The 20,744-nt window shown below is 67.0% G+C and carries 21 protein-coding genes and 2 pseudogenes; 8 read left to right on the top strand and 15 right to left on the bottom strand.

Features of this window, described 5'->3' with window-relative positions; all coding sequences use genetic code 11:
- From ACFWAY_RS21375 to ACFWAY_RS21350, 6 genes are all read left to right on the top strand, one after another.
- The coding region (locus tag ACFWAY_RS21375; RefSeq protein WP_378512031.1) for an NAD(P)/FAD-dependent oxidoreductase at positions 1-363 on the top strand (363 nt) is incomplete at its 5' end.
- A gap of 12 nt (positions 364-375) precedes the next feature.
- Positions 376-792: a low molecular weight phosphatase family protein gene (locus tag ACFWAY_RS21370; protein WP_378512030.1), complete on the top strand. Its 417-nt coding sequence runs from the start codon at positions 376-378 to the stop codon at positions 790-792.
- A 22-nt stretch (positions 793-814) separates the two neighbouring features.
- A complete protein-coding gene (arsD, locus tag ACFWAY_RS21365) occupies positions 815-1,234 on the top strand; it encodes an arsenite efflux transporter metallochaperone ArsD (RefSeq protein WP_378512029.1) in 420 nt (139 codons plus the stop codon).
- 15 nt (positions 1,235-1,249) lie between these two features.
- Positions 1,250-3,010 (top strand): arsenical pump-driving ATPase, encoded by a 1,761-nt coding sequence (gene arsA, locus ACFWAY_RS21360; RefSeq protein WP_378512028.1) that lies wholly within the window; start codon positions 1,250-1,252, stop codon positions 3,008-3,010.
- 75 nt (positions 3,011-3,085) lie between these two features.
- The gene (locus tag ACFWAY_RS21355; protein ID WP_378512027.1) at positions 3,086-3,481 is read left to right on the top strand and encodes an ArsR/SmtB family transcription factor; all 396 of its coding nucleotides are present in this window, start codon (positions 3,086-3,088) and stop codon (positions 3,479-3,481) included.
- Between the two features lie 26 nt (positions 3,482-3,507).
- Complete coding sequence (locus tag ACFWAY_RS21350) at positions 3,508-4,308, top strand: aquaporin (protein ID WP_378512026.1); 801 nt, start codon at positions 3,508-3,510, stop codon at positions 4,306-4,308.
- A 40-nt stretch (positions 4,309-4,348) separates the two neighbouring features.
- Here ACFWAY_RS21350 and ACFWAY_RS21345 read toward each other — a convergent pair whose 3' ends face one another.
- The 5 genes and pseudogenes from ACFWAY_RS21345 to ACFWAY_RS21325 all read right to left on the bottom strand — a co-directional run bounded on the left by ACFWAY_RS21345 (position 4,349) and on the right by ACFWAY_RS21325 (position 8,587).
- The gene (locus tag ACFWAY_RS21345; RefSeq protein ID WP_378512025.1) at positions 4,349-5,131 is read right to left on the bottom strand and encodes a PstS family phosphate ABC transporter substrate-binding protein; all 783 of its coding nucleotides are present in this window, start codon (positions 5,129-5,131) and stop codon (positions 4,349-4,351) included.
- Positions 5,132-5,142: 11 nt separating this feature from the next.
- A pseudogene (locus tag ACFWAY_RS21340) lies at positions 5,143-5,595 on the bottom strand (PAS and ANTAR domain-containing protein); the annotation flags it as partial.
- Positions 5,489-6,307, bottom strand: coding sequence for a DDE-type integrase/transposase/recombinase (locus ACFWAY_RS21335; protein ID WP_378512036.1), 819 nt, complete (start codon positions 6,305-6,307; stop codon positions 5,489-5,491). The gene ACFWAY_RS21335 and the pseudogene ACFWAY_RS21340, both read right to left, overlap by 107 nt.
- A 29-nt stretch (positions 6,308-6,336) precedes the next feature.
- Positions 6,337-6,951, bottom strand: coding sequence for a recombinase family protein (locus ACFWAY_RS21330; protein ID WP_378512024.1), 615 nt, complete (start codon positions 6,949-6,951; stop codon positions 6,337-6,339).
- Between the two features lie 163 nt (positions 6,952-7,114).
- Entirely contained in the window at positions 7,115-8,587 is a 1,473-nt protein-coding gene (locus ACFWAY_RS21325) for a plasmid pRiA4b ORF-3 family protein (RefSeq protein WP_378512023.1), read from the bottom strand.
- 53 nt (positions 8,588-8,640) lie between these two features.
- Here ACFWAY_RS21325 and ACFWAY_RS21320 point away from each other — a divergent pair.
- Positions 8,641-8,888 (top strand): annotated as a pseudogene (locus ACFWAY_RS21320) (recombinase family protein); the annotation flags it as partial.
- Between the two features lie 343 nt (positions 8,889-9,231).
- Here the strand turns inward: ACFWAY_RS21320 and ACFWAY_RS21315 are convergent.
- The 5 genes from ACFWAY_RS21315 to ACFWAY_RS21295 form a co-directional block, all read right to left on the bottom strand.
- On the bottom strand, positions 9,232-9,537 hold the full coding sequence (locus ACFWAY_RS21315) for a Dabb family protein (RefSeq protein ID WP_378512022.1): 306 nt from the start codon (positions 9,535-9,537) through the stop codon (positions 9,232-9,234).
- Positions 9,477-9,842 (bottom strand): WhiB family transcriptional regulator, encoded by a 366-nt coding sequence (locus tag ACFWAY_RS21310; RefSeq protein ID WP_378512021.1) that lies wholly within the window; start codon positions 9,840-9,842, stop codon positions 9,477-9,479. The genes ACFWAY_RS21315 and ACFWAY_RS21310 overlap by 61 nt, the downstream gene beginning before the upstream one ends.
- A gap of 219 nt (positions 9,843-10,061) precedes the next feature.
- Positions 10,062-10,988, bottom strand: coding sequence for a VOC family protein (locus ACFWAY_RS21305; RefSeq protein ID WP_378512020.1), 927 nt, complete (start codon positions 10,986-10,988; stop codon positions 10,062-10,064).
- A gap of 10 nt (positions 10,989-10,998) precedes the next feature.
- On the bottom strand, positions 10,999-11,880 hold the full coding sequence (locus ACFWAY_RS21300) for a fumarylacetoacetate hydrolase family protein (protein WP_378512019.1): 882 nt from the start codon (positions 11,878-11,880) through the stop codon (positions 10,999-11,001).
- Between the two features lie 23 nt (positions 11,881-11,903).
- On the bottom strand, positions 11,904-13,502 hold the full coding sequence (locus ACFWAY_RS21295; protein WP_378512018.1) for a bifunctional 3-(3-hydroxy-phenyl)propionate/3-hydroxycinnamic acid hydroxylase: 1,599 nt from the start codon (positions 13,500-13,502) through the stop codon (positions 11,904-11,906).
- Positions 13,503-13,728: 226 nt separating this feature from the next.
- Here ACFWAY_RS21295 and ACFWAY_RS21290 point away from each other — a divergent pair, with 226 nt between their 5' ends.
- Positions 13,729-14,445 carry a FadR/GntR family transcriptional regulator gene (locus ACFWAY_RS21290; RefSeq protein WP_378512017.1) on the top strand — a complete coding sequence of 239 codons (717 nt, stop codon included), beginning with the start codon at positions 13,729-13,731 and terminating at the stop codon, positions 14,443-14,445.
- Between the two features lie 523 nt (positions 14,446-14,968).
- Here the strand turns inward: ACFWAY_RS21290 and ACFWAY_RS21285 are convergent.
- The 5 genes from ACFWAY_RS21285 to ACFWAY_RS21265 all read right to left on the bottom strand — a co-directional run bounded on the left by ACFWAY_RS21285 (position 14,969) and on the right by ACFWAY_RS21265 (position 20,740).
- The gene (locus ACFWAY_RS21285) at positions 14,969-15,604 is read right to left on the bottom strand and encodes a TetR/AcrR family transcriptional regulator (RefSeq protein WP_378512016.1); all 636 of its coding nucleotides are present in this window, start codon (positions 15,602-15,604) and stop codon (positions 14,969-14,971) included.
- Between the two features lie 153 nt (positions 15,605-15,757).
- The gene (locus ACFWAY_RS21280) at positions 15,758-16,600 is read right to left on the bottom strand and encodes an enoyl-CoA hydratase-related protein (RefSeq protein ID WP_378512015.1); all 843 of its coding nucleotides are present in this window, start codon (positions 16,598-16,600) and stop codon (positions 15,758-15,760) included.
- Between the two features lie 34 nt (positions 16,601-16,634).
- Positions 16,635-18,152 (bottom strand): class I adenylate-forming enzyme family protein, encoded by a 1,518-nt coding sequence (locus ACFWAY_RS21275; protein WP_378512014.1) that lies wholly within the window; start codon positions 18,150-18,152, stop codon positions 16,635-16,637.
- 194 nt (positions 18,153-18,346) lie between these two features.
- Complete coding sequence (locus ACFWAY_RS21270) at positions 18,347-19,768, bottom strand: MFS transporter (protein WP_378512013.1); 1,422 nt, start codon at positions 19,766-19,768, stop codon at positions 18,347-18,349.
- A 9-nt stretch (positions 19,769-19,777) separates the two neighbouring features.
- Complete coding sequence (locus ACFWAY_RS21265) at positions 19,778-20,740, bottom strand: PDR/VanB family oxidoreductase (protein ID WP_378512012.1); 963 nt, start codon at positions 20,738-20,740, stop codon at positions 19,778-19,780.
- Between the last annotated feature and the right edge of the window lie 4 nt (positions 20,741-20,744).

Genomic DNA, 20,744 nt, shown 5'->3' with positions numbered 1-20,744 from the left:
CTCGGCGAGAACAGCGTCACCGGCCTCGTGATCCGCGACACCGTCACCGGTGAGACGTCCACGCTGGACGTCACCGGCATGTTCGTCGCCATCGGCCACGACCCGCGCAGCGACCTCGTCAAGGGTCAGGTCGACCTCGACGACGCCGGCTACGTGCTCGTCAAGAACCCGTCCACCGCCACCTCCGTGGACGGAGTCTTCGCAGCCGGCGACCTGGTGGATCACACCTATCAGCAGGCGATCACCGCCGCCGGCACCGGATGTTCCGCGGCGATGGATGCCGAGCGCTGGCTGGCCGAGCGCGGCGACATCACCGCCAACACCGTCGACACCGCGGCCGCCGTCGCGGCGGCCGGGAACTAGAGAGAGCGCGTGATGAGTACACCGTCGGTGTTGTTCGTGTGTGTGAAGAACGGCGGCAAGTCCCAGATGGCCGCCGGGCTGATGCGCCAGGCCGCCGGGGATGCGGTCGAGGTGTATTCGGCGGGAACGAAACCCGGCACCGCCGTCAACGCGTTGTCCGCCGAATCCTTGCTGGAGGTGGGGGTCGACATCACCGGACAGACCCCGACGCTGATCGACCCGCAGCTGGTCCGGGATGTCGATCTGGTGGTCACCCTCGGCCGTGAGGCGCACGTCGACCCGGTGGAGGGCACCCGGTTCGAGAACTGGGACACCGATGAGCCGTCCGAGCGCGGCATCGACGGGATCGAGCGCATGCGCCTGGTCCGCGACGACATCGCCGCCCGGGTCCGCCTACTCGCCGACCAGCTGACCACCACCGAATCCTGACCAGCCTGAGGAGAAACCACTCATGCCCACTATCGAAATTTTCGAACCCGCCCTGTGCTGCAACACCGGCGTCTGCGGCGACGACGTCGACCAGGGACTGGTCACCTTCTCCGCCGACATGGACTGGGTTCGCTCCAAGGGCGGGAACATCGCCCGGTTCAACCTGGCCAGCGAGCCGCTCGCCTTCGCCGAGCGCGAACCGGTCACCGCGTTCCTGCAGGTGTCCGGATCCGAGGGCCTGCCGCTGGTGTTGGTGGATGGGGTGACCGCGCAGACCGGCCGCTACCCCGACCGCAGCCAGCTCGCCAAGTGGGCCGGCATCATCACCGACACCCCGGACACCGTCGCACCGGCCGGGATCACGATGCTCGGGCTCACCGACACCACCGACGCCGGATCCTGCTGTGCCCCCACCGACGACACCGGCACCAGCTGCTGCTGAAAGGCTTTGCCCGCAATGAAGTTTCTTCACACCCCGCCCCGCTTCCTGTTCTTCACCGGTAAGGGCGGGGTCGGGAAGACCTCGATCGCCTGCGCCGCAGCCATTCACCTGGCGCGGGCGGGCAAGCGAGTGCTGCTGGTGAGCACCGACCCCGCCTCGAACGTCGGGCAGGTCTTCGGGATCACCATCGGCAACACCATCACCGACGTCCTCACCGTGCCCGGGCTCTCGGCACTCGAAATCGATCCCGAGCAGGCCGCCGACGCCTACCGGGAACGGATCGTCGGACCGGTGCGGGGGTTGTTGCCGGAGAAGGAATTGGCGGCGATCACCGAGCAGCTGTCCGGGTCGTGCACCACCGAGATCGCCTCGTTCAACGAGTTCACCGCCCTGCTCACCGACCACGACACCGTCACCGACTTCGACCACGTGCTCTTCGACACCGCCCCGACCGGGCACACCATCCGGCTGCTGCAGCTGCCCGGGTCGTGGACCGACTTCCTCAGCGAGGGCAAGGGCGACGCCTCCTGCCTGGGCCCGCTGTCGGGGCTCGAGAAGCAGCGCAGCATCTACGCCGACGCGGTCGCCGCCCTCGCCGATCCGCAGCGCACCCGCCTGGTCCTGGTCACCCGGGCGCAGCGGGCCCCGCTCGCCGAGATCGACCGCACCCACACCGAACTCGCCGACATCGGCCTGAGCCACCAGCACGTCGTGATCAACGGTGTCCTCCCCGAACCGGAGGCCGGGGACGAGCTCGCCGCCGCGATCCATGACCGGGAACAGGCCGTCCTCGCCGCGCTTCCCGCAGCCCTGACCGGTCTGCCGCTCGACCAGGTACAGCTCAAGGCCACCAACATGGTCGGCATCGGCGCACTCGAGACCCTCTTCACCACCGACAGTGATGCGGCAACCGACGCCGTCATCGAGGGTGCGGCACCGTTGCCGGAGGCGCCGCTGTCCGCGCTGGTCGACGAACTCGCCGAAACCGATCACGGGCTGATCATGTGCATGGGCAAGGGCGGCGTCGGCAAGACCACCCTCGCCGCCGCGATCGCCGTCGCCCAGCGCGGCCACCAGGTGCACCTGACCACCACCGACCCGGCCGCCCATCTGACCGACACCCTCGCCGGACACCTCGACGGCCTGCAGGTGTCGCGGATCGACCCCGCCGTCGCCACAGCGCAGTACCGGGACCGGGTGCTGGCCACCAAGGGCGCCGCCCTCGACGAGCAGGGCCGGGCCACCCTCGCCGAGGACCTGGCCTCACCGTGCACCGAGGAAGTCGCTGTCTTCCAGGCGTTCTCCCGGGTCATCCACGAATCCCGGCGTAAGTTCGTCGTCGTCGACACCGCCCCCACCGGACACACCCTGCTGCTGCTCGACGCCACCGGGTCGTATCACCGGGAGATCGCCCGGCAGATGGGTGACAACACGAATTTCACGACTCCGTTGATGCGGTTGCAGAACCCGGAGGAGACGAAGGTTCTGCTGGTCACCCTCGCCGAAACCACCCCCCGGCTCGAGGCCGAAGGCCTGCAGGCCGACCTGCAGCGGGCCGGGATCACGCCGTGGGGATGGGTGGTCAACAACTCCCTCGCCGCCGCCCACCCGAGCTCCGACTTGCTCCGCCGGCGCGCCGCGGTCGAGCTCCCCGAGATCGATGCCGTCACCGCCGCACACCGCCGGGTGGCGATCGTGCCCATGCTGCCGGCCGAACCCGTCGGAGCGCCTGCACTGACCACGTTGACCGCCAGTGGGACCGCCCTCACCCACTGACCTCCACCGGGTTCCCGGCGGCGTTCATCGAACCTTCACTTGCCAGGGTGAATAGATACCCGCCAATGTTGAAGGGTGTCGAAACACACCGGTCCCGAGCACGGGGAACCCGCGTGCACCTCGCTGCTGGTCGGCGAGCCGCTGCAGGCGGCCCCGGCGGCGGAGTTGGCCCGCATGTTCCGCGCCCTCGGCGATCCGGTCCGGCTGCGGATCCTGAGCATCGTCGCCAACCACGCCCATGGTGAGGCGTGTGTGTGCGACATCTCCAGCACCTTCGACCTCACCCAACCCACCATCTCCCACCACCTCAAGGTGCTGCGCGAAGCCGGTCTGCTCGACAGTGAGCGCCGCGGAACCTGGGTGTACTACCGGGTGATTCCCGCTGCCGTGCACACTCTTTCGGCGGCACTCGGAGCGGATGCCGTGACCGGCGTCCTCGCCGATGCCGGGGTGAGCGCAGGCTCGCCGTGACCCGCCCGCCGCAGACAGTGCCGGCAATGCCGGCATTGCCGCCGTTGGCGCGCCGACTGCTCGCCGAATTCCTAGGGACCGCCCTGCTGGTGACGGTGGTCGTCGGGTCCGGGATCGCCGCGCAGCAGCTCTCCTCCACCGATACCGGGCTGCAGCTGCTGGAGAATTCGACGGCGACGGTGTTCGGTCTCGCCGTGCTGATCGTGATGCTCGGGCCGATCTCCGGAGCCCACTTCAATCCGGTGGTCTCGGCCGCGGATTGGCTGCTCGGCCGCCGCCGTGGCACCGGGATGACCGGATCCGCCGTCGGTGCCTATGCGCTTGCGCAGATTGCAGGCGGTATCGCCGGGGCGGTGCTGGCGAACGTGATGTTCGATCTGTCCGCCTTACAGATCTCCAGCAAGGAGCGGATCACGGCGGGGCACGTGGTGGGCGAGGTCGTCGCCACCGCGGGGCTGATCCTGCTGATCTTCGCGCTCGCGCGCACCGGCCGGGCCGCGCTGTCCGCCGCTGCGGTCGGCGCCTACATCGGGGCCGCATACTGGTTCACCAGCTCCACCTCGTTCGCCAACCCGGCGGTGACCATCGGCCGAATCTTCTCCGACACCTTCGCCGGCATCGCACCCTCCTCCGCGCCGCTGTTCGTGGCGGCACAATGCGTCGGGGGCCTGATCGGTCTCGCCCTGGTGGTGGTGCTCTATCCGGACGCCACGGCCACCGCCGACAACGCCGTCGTGCCGCACGGCCACCGCCCCGCCCGGCAGCCCGCGGGCCCGGCCCATCCCGGTGACCCGGACCCCCGCCGGGATCGCCCCGGACCCGGGTAAGCCCGGACCGCCCGGCCGCTCAACACCGAACGGGCACAGGTCAGTTGGTGACCTTCGTGTTCAACTCGTCGAGCTCGGACAACGCTGCCTCGAGCTGATCGTCGGTGAGCGGAATGAAGCCCGCCTCCTCGACGATCTTCGTGTTGGAGCGCAGGTAGAAGTCCGCGAAGGAAACGACCTGGGGCTTGGTGAGGGCGGCGTCGGAGACGTAGATGAACAGCTCCCGGGTGAGCGGGGTGTAGCTGCCGTCCCGGGCGCTCTCGGACGACGGCGCCACGCACCCACCGCCCCCGTCGATCTTCACCGCCTTGACCTTGTCGGGATTGGCCTCGACATCGGAGTAACCGAAGTACCCGAGCGCGCCCTTGGCTCCGGCCACTCCCTCCACGGTGACGTTGTCGTCCTCGGTCGCGGCGTAGTCGGTGCGGCTCGCCCCTTCCTGCCCGTTGACGGCCTGGGTGAAGTAGTCGAAGGTTCCCGAGTCCGTGCCCGCCCCGAACAGCGACAGTGGCTCGTTCGGGAACGACGGATCCACCTGATTCCAGTTGGTCACCGTCGACCCCGGCGCCCACATGGTGTTCAGCTGCGCGACCGTCAAACAGTCGGCCCAGTCGTTGTCGGGGTTGATGACCACGCTGAGTGCGTCGTTGGCGACCGTGAGCTGACTGAACGCGATCCCCTTCGCCTCGCACACGGCGGTCTCGTCGCCCTCGATCGGCCGGGACGCATCGGAGATGTCGGTCTCGCCCGCACAGAACTTCATGAACCCGCCGCCGGTGCCGGAAGTGCCAACCGTGACGTCGGTGTCGGGATGCTCGCCCATGAACAACTGCGCTGCTGCGAGCGCCAGGTGAGGATGCCGAAGGCGCGTTCGGAGGAGATGCCGTAGACGAGCATGAGTGCCCCCTTGGCCTGCTCGATCACCGCCCGCGATTTCTCGAGTTCGGCGACGGCTTCGTCGAGCGCCGCGTTGAATCCGCGGGGGTCGGTCTCCAACGTTTCGGTGACGTCGATGTAATACCCGGATGTCCCGATGACCTGGTCGTTCTCGTCGAGCATTCGGTCGCCGACCACGATGACGTGGTGGATCCGGCGATCGGTGCCGACGATGCGGTGCTTGCTGCTGAACGGCGCACCGGCGTGGATCATCTTGTCGAAGAGCGCAGCGACCTGCGCGTGGTCATCTGAATGCTTGTGCGAGAGCAGAAGCTCGGTGGTGGGGATGATTTCGCCCGGTCGGTAGCCGTGCATCCGCGCGACGGGATCCGACCATTCCCAGCGTTGGCCGGATCCGGGTGTCGGCGCACACCTGCTCGAGATGGGCGGAGGTGAAGTCGGCGCCGTGGTCGCTGTAGAGCACGTCCGGCAGCCCGCACACCGCCCACCGCGGGTCGGTCTTGCGCCAGATCGCCTGCCGCAGCGCCAACGAGGTCTGCAGCGCGGACGGGTCGCCGAGGAACACGGTGTATCCGGCGACCGCACGGCTGCGGTCGTCGAGGATCGTCGTCAGCCACGGCCGGACCGGTGTGCCGGCCGCGTCGAGGATCATCAGATCGAGTTCGGTGTGGTCGGCCTGCCAGACCTCGTTCGGGCGGGCCGCCTCGCGGCGATAGACCAGCTCGAATCGGTCCCGGTAGGCTGCCGCGCCCTGATGGGCCAGGGTGGCCAATCCCGGATCGAGCCCGCCGACGATCGTGCGCACGGTCTCGTAACTCGGTGCGGGCCAGCCCCGCTGGTCCGCGATCGTGGTGACGGTGCGGTGGATGTGCGCGGTCGACGGCTGCGGCCGGCGCAGCGCCAGTCCCTCGACCAGCTCGACGCACTCGCTGGGCAGCGTGCTGGTGCCGCGGTCCGCGCGCGGACGCCGGGCCAGCGCGGCCGGCCCACCCGCCCGGTAGGCGGCGAGCCAGCGGCGGGCGGTTCGGACCGACACCCCACCGGCAGCCGCCGCCCGCGTCAGCGGGACGCCGTGCTCGAGATGCGGGCGCAACACCGTCATCGGATCGGCCCGACCCCGGCCCGAGGTGCTCATCGAGCCGGGCCGGTAACAGCACCGCGCGCGCCGCCGGCGGAGACCGCCGCGCTCAGGTGCCGGTAGATGGTCGGACGGGTCACCCCGAACTCGGCGGCGATCTGCGCCACGGTGTATCTGCGTTTGCCGTCGTCGCCCGTCTCCTCGTACATCGCCCGCGCCAGGGCGACCTGACGGGGCCCGAGCTTCGGCTTCTGGCCACCGGTACGGCCGCGGGCGCGGGCCGCGGCCAACCCCTCGGCCGTTCTTTCCGAGAGCAAGGCATGCTCGAACTCCGAGATAGCCCCCAAGACTGAGAAGAACATCCGCCCCGCCGCCGTCGAGGTGTCGACCCCCTGATCGAGCACCACCAAATCGATCCCGCGCTCCTGAAGCATCGCGGACAACTCGATCAGGTTCGCCAACGACCGCCCCAACCGGTCGAGTCGGGTGATCACCAGTTGGTCGCCACGCCGGGCGACCACCAGTGCCTGGTCCAGGCCCGGGCGATGCGCGAGCACTCCGGAGGCGGTGTCGGTGAAGATTTGCTCGCAGGCGGCCGCGCGAAGCGCGTCCTGCTTCGCTTCGGGGTGTTGATCGCGGGTGGAGACCCGGGACAGGCCGATCCGCACCCGTTCAGCGTAAAACGAACCACCGAGCGCGTGCCATAGCCGCGGACACGGGAAACGTGACACCCGCGACCTGGGGAAACGGTCTCGGGTTCGGGGTGTCTCGCGAACCATCGTTTCCATGACATAGAGCCGGGGGACGGTTGAGTCTGAGGGGGTGCTCGGGTCAGGTCGCTTCGCTGTGGTCGGGTCCGATCACGGCCCGGGCGGTGGCGGCAACGGCGGGGTTCAGGCCGGTGAGCCGGCCGTGGTGAGTCTTTCCGGAGAGAAGTTCGAGGACGTCGAGCGTGGGGCTGGCGACGGCGACTCGGTCGGGGAACGGACTGCCCTGGACGCGCCAGCCAAGGCTCAGCAACAGGTTTCGGATCTCGCGCTTCCATTCCTCGGCCGCGATGCCGCTCCCGACGACGGCGAGTGCCAGCCAGCCCGCCTGTCGGTCGAACTCGGTCCGGCCCACCGGCAGTCGGGAAAGGATGTGCCGCCACAGTGCCAGTGGCTGGTCGCGGCACCGACCGGCGAGCGCGGTCGGCGCCAGTCGGCCTTTCCGCACACTCACCAGGCCGAGCGCTCGCGCGCTGTCGCGGAGCTGCGCGACCGGCCACGTGAGGTCCTCGCGGTTTGCCTTGCCGATCCACCATCCGGTGACGCCGGCCCGCTCGGCGAGCTGCTCGACCAGCGCCGGCGGAAGGTAGCCGGCGTTGGTCAGCCGAACCCCGTCGCCGATCAGGTCAAGCAGTGTGACGTACGGCTCGATCAGGCGTGCGGCGTCTGTCTCGCTCACCTCGACCGCGGTGCGGAACGCCGACCGTGCCAGCACCTGCGTGAGCGCCCGGTTGCCGCCCCGCTCCAGTTGCTCACGCAGTGCGGCCAGCTCCCCGGCCACCGGGGCCGGCGCGGCCACCGCCGCCGCGAGGGCAATGTTGGCCTCGTCGACGTCGAACCGGTCGGGGTGCCAGTCGAGCGGCAGCCAGTCGCGGGCGTGGCCGGCGTCCTCGAACGGGGGCGGGACGGACGACGGGTCGCACCCGCCCCGCACCCACGCCGCCAGCTCCGTGTAGTCCCAGATCCCACCGCAATCCTCGGGTGGGCAGGCCATCCGACCGGCGGTGCAGCGCGCCTCGGTGGGCGGCTCGTCGATGACCGCCTCCACTGCGAGCACGTGGTCCCAGCCGTCCCCGAAGTCGTAGTCGTACCAGAGGCGGTCACCCGTGCCCGTCAGCACCTGATCGAGCCGGACGCTGGCTTCGGGCACGCCGTCCTCGCCCTCCTCGACGTCGAACGGCGTGACGAAGTAGGGCGACCGGTGATCGCTGCCCGTGCGGAACCGGTGCAGGTGGCCGTCGAGCCATCCCATCGCGGCCTGGATCACCAGGTGCAGCTGGTCGAGGGGGAGATCGCCGGGCAGCTCGAGCCGCCGCCACACCGGCGGCTTGGCACCGACCAGGTCGAGCCGGACCCGAAAGCCGCGGATGCGGGTCGGCGCATCACCGACAGTGGGGTCCGGGACTCGCAGCGCACTCTCGACCGACGCCATCGAGCGATCCGCCCCGACCGCGGCCAGGAATGTCTGTTGCTGCTGCGGGGTCAACTCGGCGATGAGCTGCTCGGCGAGCCGTCGTAGGTCGTCGGAGGTCGGCACGACCCCAGTCAACCATCGACCGCGAACGGCCGTGCCCAGCCGATGCATGAACCACCCTGAATTGGAGCCACGACCTGCGCCAGCGAGGCATTGGTTTCCGGAACCTGGCCGACCCGATCCGGATTGGCTCGTCGAATCCGGATGATCCGCTGGGCCAGCTGGCGGTGGTGCTGCCGGCCCTGTTCGGGCAGATGGAACGCACCTACGCGGTCGAGAGGGCCGCGCCCGCACGGCCACCGAATAGGGTCCCCCCGTCGGCCGACCCAGCGTGGTCACCGACGCCCAACTCGCCCACGCCACCGTCGGGACCTCCCCCGCACGTGCCGATCTCCCCCACCCGTCTGGCTATCCGAGATCGCCGAGATGCTCGGCGTCGCATGCTCGGCCGTGTACCGCCGCCTGATGACACCGTGCCAAATAGCGTCGGCAAAAACGAGCCAGACAGCGCTGGGAGTCACATCGTAGCGGTTGTCGGATAACCAACTATTCTCGACAACACCTTCTGGATGAACGGAATGGGGCTGCGCCTGAAGACGGACGTGCACCCGTTCAGCGGCCCCCGCGGCAATGGAATGTCACCGGACGGCGATATCGGGTTCGCGCTGGTCAGCGGGTTTCGATCGCTGGCCTGGTCCGATTCCGGATCAGCAGGAGGGCACGGAGAACTGTACCGAGCTCTTGCCCTGCAGATGGGGTTGGATGAGTTCGGTGATGAGGCGTTGGTGTTCGGGCGAGGTCATGTACGCGGTGAGGGCATCGTGGTCGGTGAAGACACAAGAGACGGCGTAGTCCGCGTTTCCGGATCGAACCCGCAGGTCGGGGCCGTGCCGGTAGGATTCGATGCCGGCGGCCGCCGCCGACAGAGCGTCGAGGGATTCGCCGAGCGCCGTCAGTGTCTCGGCGGAGATGTCCGATGTGAAGGTGAAGGTGACGACATGACCGATGGGCATGGGAGGCTCCTTAGCCGGTTCGCAGTGCAGGGGTGGTCGCGGAATGCGGTTCTTCGGTCGAGTTCGGAGGTTCCGCCCCAGACCCCGTAACCTTCGCGGGTCGAGAGCGCATACTCTCGGCACTGGTCGAGCACCGGGCAGCGGAGACAGATGCGTTTCGCCTCCCGTTCGCGTCGGACCCGAGGGCCTTTCGGTTCGTCCTCGGGGGCGAAGAACAGGTAGGGGTCCATCGAGCGGCAGAGGGCGTGCAGGCGCCACGCCCATGTGTCGTGGACCGGTCGGACGGGATTCGATGCGCGGGTCATCACTATCTCCCAGGTCGTACAACGGCAACGAGCGTGTTGAAAGGTGCGGCCCGGGATTCGACCACCGAATCCCGGGCCGCACCGATTGGTCCGTGCCTGCGGGTGAAGAGGCGCTCCGGTCGCGGCACGGACCCGTTCTCGGTGGGCAGGGCGTATTTCGCACAGATCCCAGCCCCATCTATTTTTCATCGAAGGATCGTGTGTGCCGCTGCCGGAGGGTCACCCTTTCGTGGAGTGTGCTCCGGTCATCAGGGCCGCGAGGTCGTCGGGTTCGAGGAACGACGGCGGCGGCGGTGGTCCCCAGGCGTAGAGCCCTTGCAGGCCGTGGAGCACTTCCGGTGACCAGAGTTCGTCCTCGGGGACGGTGTCCATGTCGGAGTAGTACTCGGAGAAGTTCCCCGCCGGGTCCTTGAGGTACCAGAAGAAGTTCGCGCCCGCATAGTGCCGGCCGAGACCCCAGATGTGGCGTTCAGGGTTGTTTTCGAGCATGGCGTGGGCGCCGCGGCCGACTTCGTCGATGTCGTCGACCTGCCAGCTGGTGTGGTGCATGAAGTTCACCGGCGCCGCCATCACGAGCACGTTGTGGTGCTCGACGGAGCACCGCAGGAATGCGGCCTTGTCGCCCATGTAGTCGCTGACCTTGAAACCGAGACCCTCGGTGAAGAACCTCATGGTGGTCTCGAGGTCGGTGGACCCGATCACCGCGTGCCCGAGCTTACGGGGACGCACCGGTTCGGTGCGGGTGAGGAACGGGGCCCGTCCCCAGCGGTCGATGCGCCCGGGCCCGTTGTAGAGGGTGGCCGCGACCGGAGGGTCGATGATGATGCGGGGGCGGATCGCGACCCGCACCACGGTGCCGGTGACCGGTTCCACCGCCCGGACGGAGGTGCCGTCCTGTTCGACGGCCTGCCCGAGTGCGGACAGCCGCCGTGCGATGGTGGCGATGTCGTCGGGCTCGTCGGCGGCCACCGTCAACTCGACCAGCCGCCGGGTCGGTGCGTGCACGATCTCGAGTTGTTCGCCGCCGTTGCGGGTGGCGAACACCCCGTTCCCGCGGTGCTCGAGTCCGAATTCGGTGTAGTAGGCAATGGTGTCGTCGACGTTGGGAACACCGACGGTGACCTTGCCCAGCCCGTGCAGAGCCATGGTTCCTCCCTTACTTCGCTTCGGGGTCGGCGATGAAGCGCTGGTGCAGCTGACCGATGCCGTCGATCCAGCTGTCGAGCTTCTCGCCGGCCTGCAGGAAACGCTGCGGCTCGCGGCCGACCCCGACGCCGGCGGGGGTGCCGGTGAAGATCACATCGCCGGGGTAGAGGGTGACGGTGCGGGAGAGGGTGGCGATCAGCTTGGAGACCGGGAAGATCAGGTCCCGGGTGCGGCCCTTCTGCACTTGTTCGCCGTCGATGGTGCAGCCGAGTTCGAGGTCGTCGGGATTGGCGAACTCGTCCGGGGTGACCAGCCACGGACCCTGCGGGGAGAACCCTGCGAACGACTTCCCGAGACCGAATTGCGGTGCCGGGCCGCGGGTCTGGGTGATCCGTTCGGAGATGTCCTGGCCCGCGGTCAGACCGGCGACGTGCGCCCAGGCGTCGGCCTCGTCGATGTTGCGGGTCTCGCGTCCGATGACGGCGACGAGTTCGATCTCCCAGTCGACGTTGCCGCCGGCGGGGATGATCACGTCGGTGTCGGGGCCGGTGAAGCTGGAGGCGTACTTGGTGAACACCGGCGGAAGGTGGGTGGGGGATTCGAAGCCGGATTCGGCGGCGTGCGCGTGGTAGTTCAGCCCGACCGCGAACACCTGACGCGGTGTGGGGGACGGCGCGCCGAGGCGACTGCGCTCGATCGCGAAACTGTCGTCGGCCAGTGCCGAGAGGTCCTGGTCTGCGGCCCAGGCGGTGACGGCGCCCCAGGCTTCGTAGACAGCCTGCAGGCCTGGTCCGAAACGGCCACGGGAGCTGTGGGCGAGGTCGACGCCCCGCTCGGAACCCTCGTCTCCGATGACGAGTGCGGCGCGGTTGTCGATATTGGCGATACGCATGAAACGAGTTCTCCTGGAGTGAGTTAAACGGTTGTCGCTGCAGCGGCAGGACTGGCGGGGGACGAGATAATGCGGAGCCGGTCGCGGTAGTCACTGAGCAGAACCGTCAGTTCGGTGGTGTCGGTGACGGCGCCGAAGATGTAACGATCGGGTCGAATGAGCACGGCGCTGATGTCGTTTCCGTCGAACCACCGAACCCACTGCCCGGAGCTGTCATACAGGTCCGGTGCGCCGGCCTTTTCGACAGTCCTCAGCCGGACACCGGCGTGGTCGAGCAGTTGCGCCAGCGCCGGATCCAACCGCCCGGCCGCGGCCTCACTGCGCACCAGCAGAACGCTGCCATAGCCGGTGACCTCGTCGAAGAGCGTGCTGCCGTCGCCGCTCCGCACCGGAAATTGTGGTGCGAGAGTGCCCCGCAGTTCGGCGACGTCACCGGCATGCGCGGTGACCCCCTCGCCGAGGACGGGAAGGGCTGTGACGGGCAGGACCTTCGCGGGGTCGGCGCCGCCGGCGATCATCCGGGCGTCGCGTTCGGCGGCCTTCTCCTCGTCGAGGACGCAGATGACCCGTCCGAGTTCGACCGACATCGTGATCGCATGCTGGAGGTGCTCACCGCGCTCGGTGGTGTAGGAATCGAGCAACGAAAGGTCGGATTCTCCGCGCAGGACCCGATCGAGCTTCCACGACAGGTTCGCCGCATCGCGGATACCCGAGCACATGCCCTGGCCGGCGAAGGGCGGCATCTGGTGCGCGGCGTCACCGGCGATCGCGAGCCTGCCGGAATTCCACCGGTCCGCCCAGCGCGCGGCGAAGGTGTAGACGGCGTGCCGCTCGAGTTCGGTGTTCTCCGGGGTGCGGTCCCACGCTCGAAGTAACTCCCAGGCCTTGTGCGGGGTGTTCAGTTCTTCTCGGGTTTCACCGGGAAGGCGCATGAATTCCCACCGGCGGCGACCCGGCCCACCCGACACGACCGTGGTCGGCCGGGCGGGATCGCACAGTTGCCAGTTCTGCGGCGTCCACTCGCGGTCATCGAGCGGAATGGTGTCAACGATCAACCAGTCGAAGAAAAAGCCCTCGTCGTGCAGGGTCGCGTCCATGCGCTCACGGACGAAGCTGTTCGCGCCGTCGCAGCCGATCACGAAACGTGCTCGCGTCTGCCGCTGTTTGACGACGGTGCTGGTGAAGGTCACCTCGACGTCGTCGGTGCGCTCGTCGATGCCGACGACCTCGGCGCCGCGGAGCAGGGCGACGTTGGGCATCTCCTCGACCGCGTCGGCGAGGACCTTCTCGAGCTGGGGTTGCGAGAAGAAGCTGGCCGTCGGCCACCCGCTCGGACCGGTGCCGGACCAGTCGATCTTCACGAATGAATCCCCGGCGGCATTGCGCCACTCGTAGAAGTCGGGAACCGCCTCGGAGATCGCCGTGACCTCCACGGTCAGGTCCATGGACTGGAAGACGCGGCCGATCTCGTCATCGAAATGGACCGCCCGGGGCAGTGGGTACGGCTCCGGCCAGCGTTCGAGGATCACCACATCGTGACCGCGCAGACCGAGCATCCGTCCCAGCGCCAGACCTACCGGTCCAGCGCCGACAATCACGACGTCGTGGGTGTTGTCCTGCATGTTGGTTGCTCTTCCTCGGGTTCGAGTGCAATAGGAACCATCAATTCAGCCCTATTAAGCATGCTTAATATGTACAGAATGCTGTGACCCACCTCGCATGTCAAGCATTCCGGCCAAATCAATCCCTATCGAACATGCTCAATGGGGTAAAATGTCCTATTGCGCCCTCCGTGCGGCGAGAATGCCGCGGACAACGCGGGCCCGGGTACGACGGAAGAAGGACACGATGACCGATCTCGCGCAGCGGATGATGATGGACGCATCGCTCAGTCGCACCGAGCAGGCCGCGCTTGCCATCGGCCAGCTCGCGGAGCAGGCTCCGCGCGGCGCGCGGCTCGGTACCAAGACGGAACTTCAGGAACAGTGCGGCGTCGCGAAGGGCACCTTCAACGAAGCCCTCCGCATCCTGCAATCCCGCGGTGTCATCACCGTCCGCTCGGGACCGGGTGGGGGACTCTTCGCCGCCTCACCGACACCGATCGCACGGCTCGGGAACTCGATTCTGTCCCTCGACGCCGCCGAAGGCGACGTCGCCGATGCCGTGCGCATCCGCGACACTCTGGATCCTCTCTTGATCGAAGATGCCCTCGAGCACAGCTCCGCAGCAGATATCGCCCGGATGCGGGTGGCTCTGGCCGTGATGCAGGAAGCGGTCGACGCCGGTGACGCGACGGGTTTCGTGCGTGCCAACTGGGACTTACATGCCGCGATCGCGCGGGTCAGTCCCAACGGCATCTTGAAATCGATCTACCTGAGCCTGCTCGACCTGATCGAATCCCACACCGTCTCGGTGGAACCGGACGATCACCAATCGCTTCCGCAGTACATCACCGAACGTCAGAAACTTCATGCCGACCTCGTCGACGCACTCGACACCCGGGACCGCGACCGCGCACTCCGACTCATCCGCGAACACAACACCACCCTGACCTCGGTGCGCTGACAACCGCCGTCTCCTTACCGCACGCGGCCCGGAGCGCAGCGGTAACTGCTCCGCCATGCCGGGCTCAGGGCGTCGATCGATCGCCCAGTGCACGGGAGATGGCCCGAGCGGTGTCATGGCGGCGGGCAGATCGGGGGGCGGCCGGAGCCGGCGGGGACGATCACCGGCATCGCAGCGACCACTTCGCCACCGACGCCGAAGAGCGGCGCCGCCACCGAACCATGTGTTCGGGTTCTTGCGATGCATGATGGTGTACCCCTCCCGCCGGATGCCGACCAGAGCCCGCGGCAGATCGGTCTCCGTGAGCCGGGCTGAGGATTCTGACAAGTTCGTGAGAATTACGCACTGACACGCCATCGAGAACCCGCGTGTCGAAAACTCGGAGAAGTGACACGTGAGGGGGAACCTGACCGGACCCCGCACTTCAATGACAGCCCCGTCGCACAACGATCTCAGCGTGCCGTCGACCCGTATCGAAGGAATCAGCTGAAAGTTGTACGGATGTCCCTATCCAGCGGCTCCCCTATTTACGTGACCGCAGCTTGTTGGCGGCTTTCTCCGTCACGATTCCGGGCAACAGGAAGTTGGTCAGCATCCGTCGGTTCTCCGGGTCCCCCTCGGAGCTGAAGTCCATCCGCCCGACCAAGACGAGCTGAACCAGCGCGATCCACTGGCAGATCTCTTTGTCGCTCAACCCCGCGCGGATCTCATCTCGCTCGCGGGCCTCAGTGAGCAGCGGCTCCCACATCTCCTGCGTCAGACTGGCCGCGAGTCCGGTGCTTCCCACCAGTGCGGTAGCCAGGTCCATGTGCTCAGGGCTCACTATCAAGCGGATGATCGGGTCGTGGCGACCCCGATCGACCAGGAAAACCAAGCCGTCGACGATCTGTTCCGCAAACGTCTCACGCGAACGCAGAAATGCCCGTGCCTTGTCGAACAAACGGCGCGACCGTACCTCGATCAGTGCTGTGATCAGCGTGTCGCGGTCGCCGAAGTACCGGTAGACGGTAGGCCGCGAGACGCCGGCTTCCTTAGCGATGTCGTCCATCGTCGTCTTCGAGAGCCCGTATCGCTGGAACATCGATTCGGCAGCTTTCAAGATTTGACCGCGCGCCACCTCGGTGTCATCACTGAGGACGTTCCCCCGTCGTCGCGCCATGTCGTAACTCCCGAAACTCTCGTCCCTGCCGATCAAGTAGGGGAAATGATACAAGGACTGATATTTGTCAACGACAGGACGCCGAAATGGCCAACCCCGATGCCGCTCTATCGGCAGACGTCGGGGTCTGAAATCGTCGAGAAGCGACTGGAACTACTCGAACAGCACCGGCAATCCCTCCGAAATCCGGTTCGGGAACTTGGGATCACGCTTCTCGAGGAATGCGTCGACACCTTCGCGCACATCGTCGGAGGTCCCCCGAACGTAGATGCCGATCGACTCGGCGCGGTGCGCGACCTCCGGACCAGAGGCGCCGAGCATCCGCCACATCAGCTGCCGGGTCAGCGCCGCCGACACCGGCGACGTGCCGGACACGAGTTCTCGAGCAACTTCGAGAGCCCGATCCAGCACCTGATCAGCGGGTACGAGCTCACGAACGAGGCCGCGTTCGAGAGCTTCCGTAGCCGACACCATCTTGCCGCCGACCGTCCACTCCACGGCGGTCGAGATCCCGACGGCGCGCGGGAGAAACCACGTCGAACATGCCTCGGGCACCAACCCGCGGCGAGTGAACACGAAGCCGAACTTCGCTGTCTCCGACGCAATGCGGACATCGGCCGGGAGCGTCATGGTGACGCCGACACCGGCTGCCGGCCCGTTAATCGCTGCGATCACCGGCTTCAGGGAGCGGTAGATCCGCAGCGTAACCTGTCCGCCCGTATCGGCCGGAGCTCCGCCTGTCACCGGGTCGTCGCCGAGGACGAACGTATCGCCACCGCCGGCGAGATCGGCACCCGCACAGAACGCGCGCCCCGTTCCGGTGAGGACAACCGCGCGCACGTCGTCGTCGGCGTCGGTCTCGTCGAAGATTTCGATGAGGCGATAACACATCTCGTTGGTGAACGCATTGAGCCGATCGGGGCGGTTAAATCGCACGACGGCGATCTCCCCGTTCCGCTCGAGGATCACTGGGTTGCTGGGGTCGGTCTCGGGCACGGTGGCTCCTTCTCAGGTCTCCGCGATGGGCGGATCAGCGGACCTTGTCGAATCGTTCGGACACGTCCCGATACTCGAAGCGGATCGCCGTCTTCGACAGCTTGCCACTGGGGAGCCGCGGCAGCGGCTCGTCCCGGATCACGACGTAGCGCGGGACCTTGTAGTCGGCCACCAGCCGGTCGCAGTGCTCGACGATTGCCGCCGCGTCGACTCCGTCCTTCACGGTGACGATTGCCGCGGGCGTCTCACCGAAACGCTCGTCGGACGCCGCGATGACGGCGACTTCCTCGACGCCCGGGATCTCGCTGATGACACGCTCGATCTCGACGGGAGAGATGTTGATGCCGCCCGTGATGATGAGGTCCTTGAGCCGGTCGACGAACTTGACGCGTCCGTCCTCGTCTAGGGTGCCGAGATCGCCGCTGTACAGCCACCCGTCCCGCAACGCGGAAGCCGTGGACTCGGCGTCGTTCCAGTAGCCGGGGGTCACGCCGGGTCCACGCAACAGGATTTCGCCTTCTTCACCAGGAGCTGCATCGGTGCCGTCTTCGCGGATCACCTTCACCTCCGAAAAAATCGAGCCGGATCCGCACGTGTCCGGATGGTCGAACGATTCGGCGACGAGCGTCGCAGTTGCGACACCGCCGGCTTCGGTCATCCCGTAGATCTGGCGCAGCGCCACTCCCTTGTCGGCCCAGCGCTGCAGCAGTGCCGGAGCAACTGCCGCGCCACCGACGATCGCTGTGCGCAGAGACGACAGGTCTGCATTCTCGAACTCCCGCGACCGCGAGATCGCTTCGAAGATCAGCGGTACACCGAAGAGCGCCTGAACGTTGTGTTCGCCAAGGATCTTGGCCGCGCGTCCCGGATCGAGCTCCTTTTCGATGATCAGGGTGCCGCCGAGCACCGTTGTCATGACAAGGCCCCACACGAGGCCGGGGGTGAACACGAGCGGCAGCACCAACAGCGACGTGGAGCCCGGGCGGAAGCCTTCCTCGGTGAGAGTGGCTTCGAATACGATGTTGAGCAATGTCCGATTGGTGCAGATGACGCCCTTAGACAATCCCGTGGAACCGCTGGTGAACAGCAAGGCCGTCGGATCTTCGGGGGCGATGTCGATCCGGAAATCGTCGCGACCGCCCTCACGCAGCGGCACCACGTCGGTGAACATGAAGGTGTCGAAGGTATCGCCCAGCCCGCGCGCTTCTTCGACCGTCGCAGCGAATTCTTCGGGCGCGATGACCATCGTCACGCCAGCGTCGTCTGCGACCTTACGCAGTTCGGCCGGCTTGAATCGAGGATTGAGCGGGACGAGAACCGCACCCGCTTTGAGCACGCCCAGGGCCACCACGGGCCACGTCAGTGAGTTCGGACCGAGTACGCCGACCCGATCCCCGGGTTCGATGCCCCGCTCGACGATGGTGCGCGCAATACGCCCGGACCAGTCCTGGAGTTCACGATAGGTGAGGGCCTCGCCCGCGACGATGATCGCGTTCTGTTCCCCCTTGGTCCTCGCCCACCAATACAGGGCAGAGCCGACAGTGGCAGCCATGTGTTCCCGACCTTTCGTGAGTCGCACTCGCGCGACGTCTAACAACTGGTAGCGCAATGCGCCCGACACGAAGAATGTTCGAAACAGGTTCGCCAGCAGGAATTTTTCAGCAGGGAATCCACGGGAAAGAAACACCCTTGCGCCGTGTGAAGCACACAGTATCGGTTCAGCTGTGATACGTCAATCAAGATTTGTCATTTGCAAAGCCGTGCGGCTGCGGCCACCAGACCGGCCGCAAAGGCAGCCACTCCTCCGACAACGAACGCAGCGACGAACGCGCGCTCGGCCGGGATGGTGGTACCCGCGATCGCGAAGGTCGCGAGCAGGGCGGCAACCAGCGCACTGGCCAGGGAACTGCCAAACGTTCGTGCGATCGCATTGATGCCGTTCGCGACACCGGTATCGCCCACCGGCACATGCTCCACGAGCATCGACGGCAGCGCACCGTAAGCAACGCTGACGAAGACATTGAGGACCACAACCGCCGCGATCAGTTGCCACGCGTGCTCGTGTGCCGCCACCAACATCGCGAACCCGCACACACCGATGGCGCACGCCACCATCAGCACCCGGTCAGCGCGGAACCGCCGAACAACGAGTCCACTCACTGCTGCCGCAGCCATACCCACTACCTGCCCGGGCAGCAGATAAACCAGACTCGTCTCGAGTACCGACGCACCGAACCCGTACCCCGCTTCCTCACGGGGGACCTGCACGAACATCGCGATGGCCAGGAACTGCACGAACATCGCGACACCTACCAGGAACGCGGCGAGGTGCGCCGGAGCCACCGACCGCGCCGTCAGCAGCGCAGGTGCCACCAACGGCGTGGCGAACCTCCGTTCGTGCCAGTACCAGAGGGCGAGCACCAGCACACCGGTGGCGGCGCAGCCGATCGTCCGCACGGAGACCCAGCCCCACGTTCCACCCTGCGCAAGCGCTAGAAGCAGCACGGAGAGGCCGAACGCGAGCCCGATCGCGCCCCAGAAGTCGAATCCGGATCCGGTACCGGAGCCGGGTGTGCCGGGAACCACGAGCCACGCAACGAGAACAGCGATGACGGCGAGCGCCACCATCATCCAGAACACGCGACGATAGTCGTCACCTTCGCTGTACAACAGTCCAGCGGCGATCATTCCCGCACCGCCGCCGACGCTCATCATCCCCGACATGATGCCGAGTGCCGCCTTGAGCCGATACGGTCCGAGCGCAGTGCGCAGGATCGCGACGCCGATGGGAAACAGCGCGAACGACGCGCCTTGCAGTGCTCGGCCTGCGACCAGTGCCGGTAACGAGTCCCACGAAACACAGAGCAGTGAACCCGCGAGTACGACGACCAGGATTCCGAGCAGCACCCGACGTGGCCCGCACAGATCTGCCAGCCGCCCGAGCAATGGTGTACAGACCGTTGCGGCAAGGAGATTCGCCGTCACGACCCAGCCGGCAGCGTCAGCACTCGCCCCCAGTTGCGTCGCGATGTCGGGCATCAACGGCACCACTGCGGTCTGCATGATCGAGGTGATCATCACGACGGAGCAGAGCGCAGGAATGAGCACACCCGGCGCGACGGAGTTGCGCCCTCCCGCTGTCGGAGCGGCGAGACGTTGGGTCACCATAGGCCGGATCTACAGATCCAGCGTGAGTTTGGGCGTGCAACTGCGGGAGACGCAGATCATCATGCAGTCGTTCTCCGACAGTTCGTCCTCCGTCAGGATTGAATCGCGATGATCTGGAACACCTTCGACCACAGCAGTTTCGCACGTACCGCAGGTTCCCTCGCGGCACGAGAACGGCGCATCGACGCCGAAGCGGAGCACCGCGTCGAGCAGCGTTTCGTTCGTGCCGACGGTGATCGTCTTGCCGGATTGCCGGAGTTCGACCTCGAATGCCCCGTCGACGGCATCGGCCGGCCGCTGCTTCGCGGCGAACCGTTCGACGTGCAAGGTAACGCCGCGGCGGTGACGACACTCGTTCTCGATGGCCTGCAGAAGCGGCTCCGGGCCACAGCAATACACGCCGGTGCCGTCGCCGACGGCGTCGAGCGCTGCCGCCAGGTCGAGGATGCCGCATTCGTCCTGAGGTCGAAGGTCGACCCGATCGGGATGCCGGGCGACGAGGTCATCGGCGAAGGCCATGCTCGCGCGTGTGCGGCCGCCGTACAACAACCGCCAGTCGGCACCGGCCGCGTCGGCGGCACGCAGCATCGGCAGCAGCGGCGTGATGCCGATGCCCCCCGCGACGAAGAGATAGGACCGCACAGGTTCGAGGCTGAAGTTGTTGCGGGGACCGGCGATGCTGACGAGGTCGCCGACTTGCAGCGAGTCGTGAACCCACCGCGATCCACCGCGTCCCCTCTCCTCGCGGAGGACCGCGACGGTCAGACAGGTGTCGTCGGCCGGGTCGCCGCAGAGCGAGTACTGCCGGACCGTCGACTCGTCGATGATGACGTCGATATGCGAGCCGGGGTCCCAGGCGGGGACACGACCTCCGTCGGGATCAGCGAACTGCACCGCCACGACGCCGTCGGCAACCGCATCCTTGCCGATCACCTGCATCTTGCTCTGCTCCACATCGGTGTTTCCGGCCATCAGT

It is taken from the genome of Rhodococcus sp. NPDC059968 (assembly GCF_042738615.1).
GTDB lineage: Bacteria > Actinomycetota > Actinomycetes > Mycobacteriales > Mycobacteriaceae > Rhodococcus_F.
This window is presented reverse-complemented; position numbering and strand designations above follow the sequence as displayed.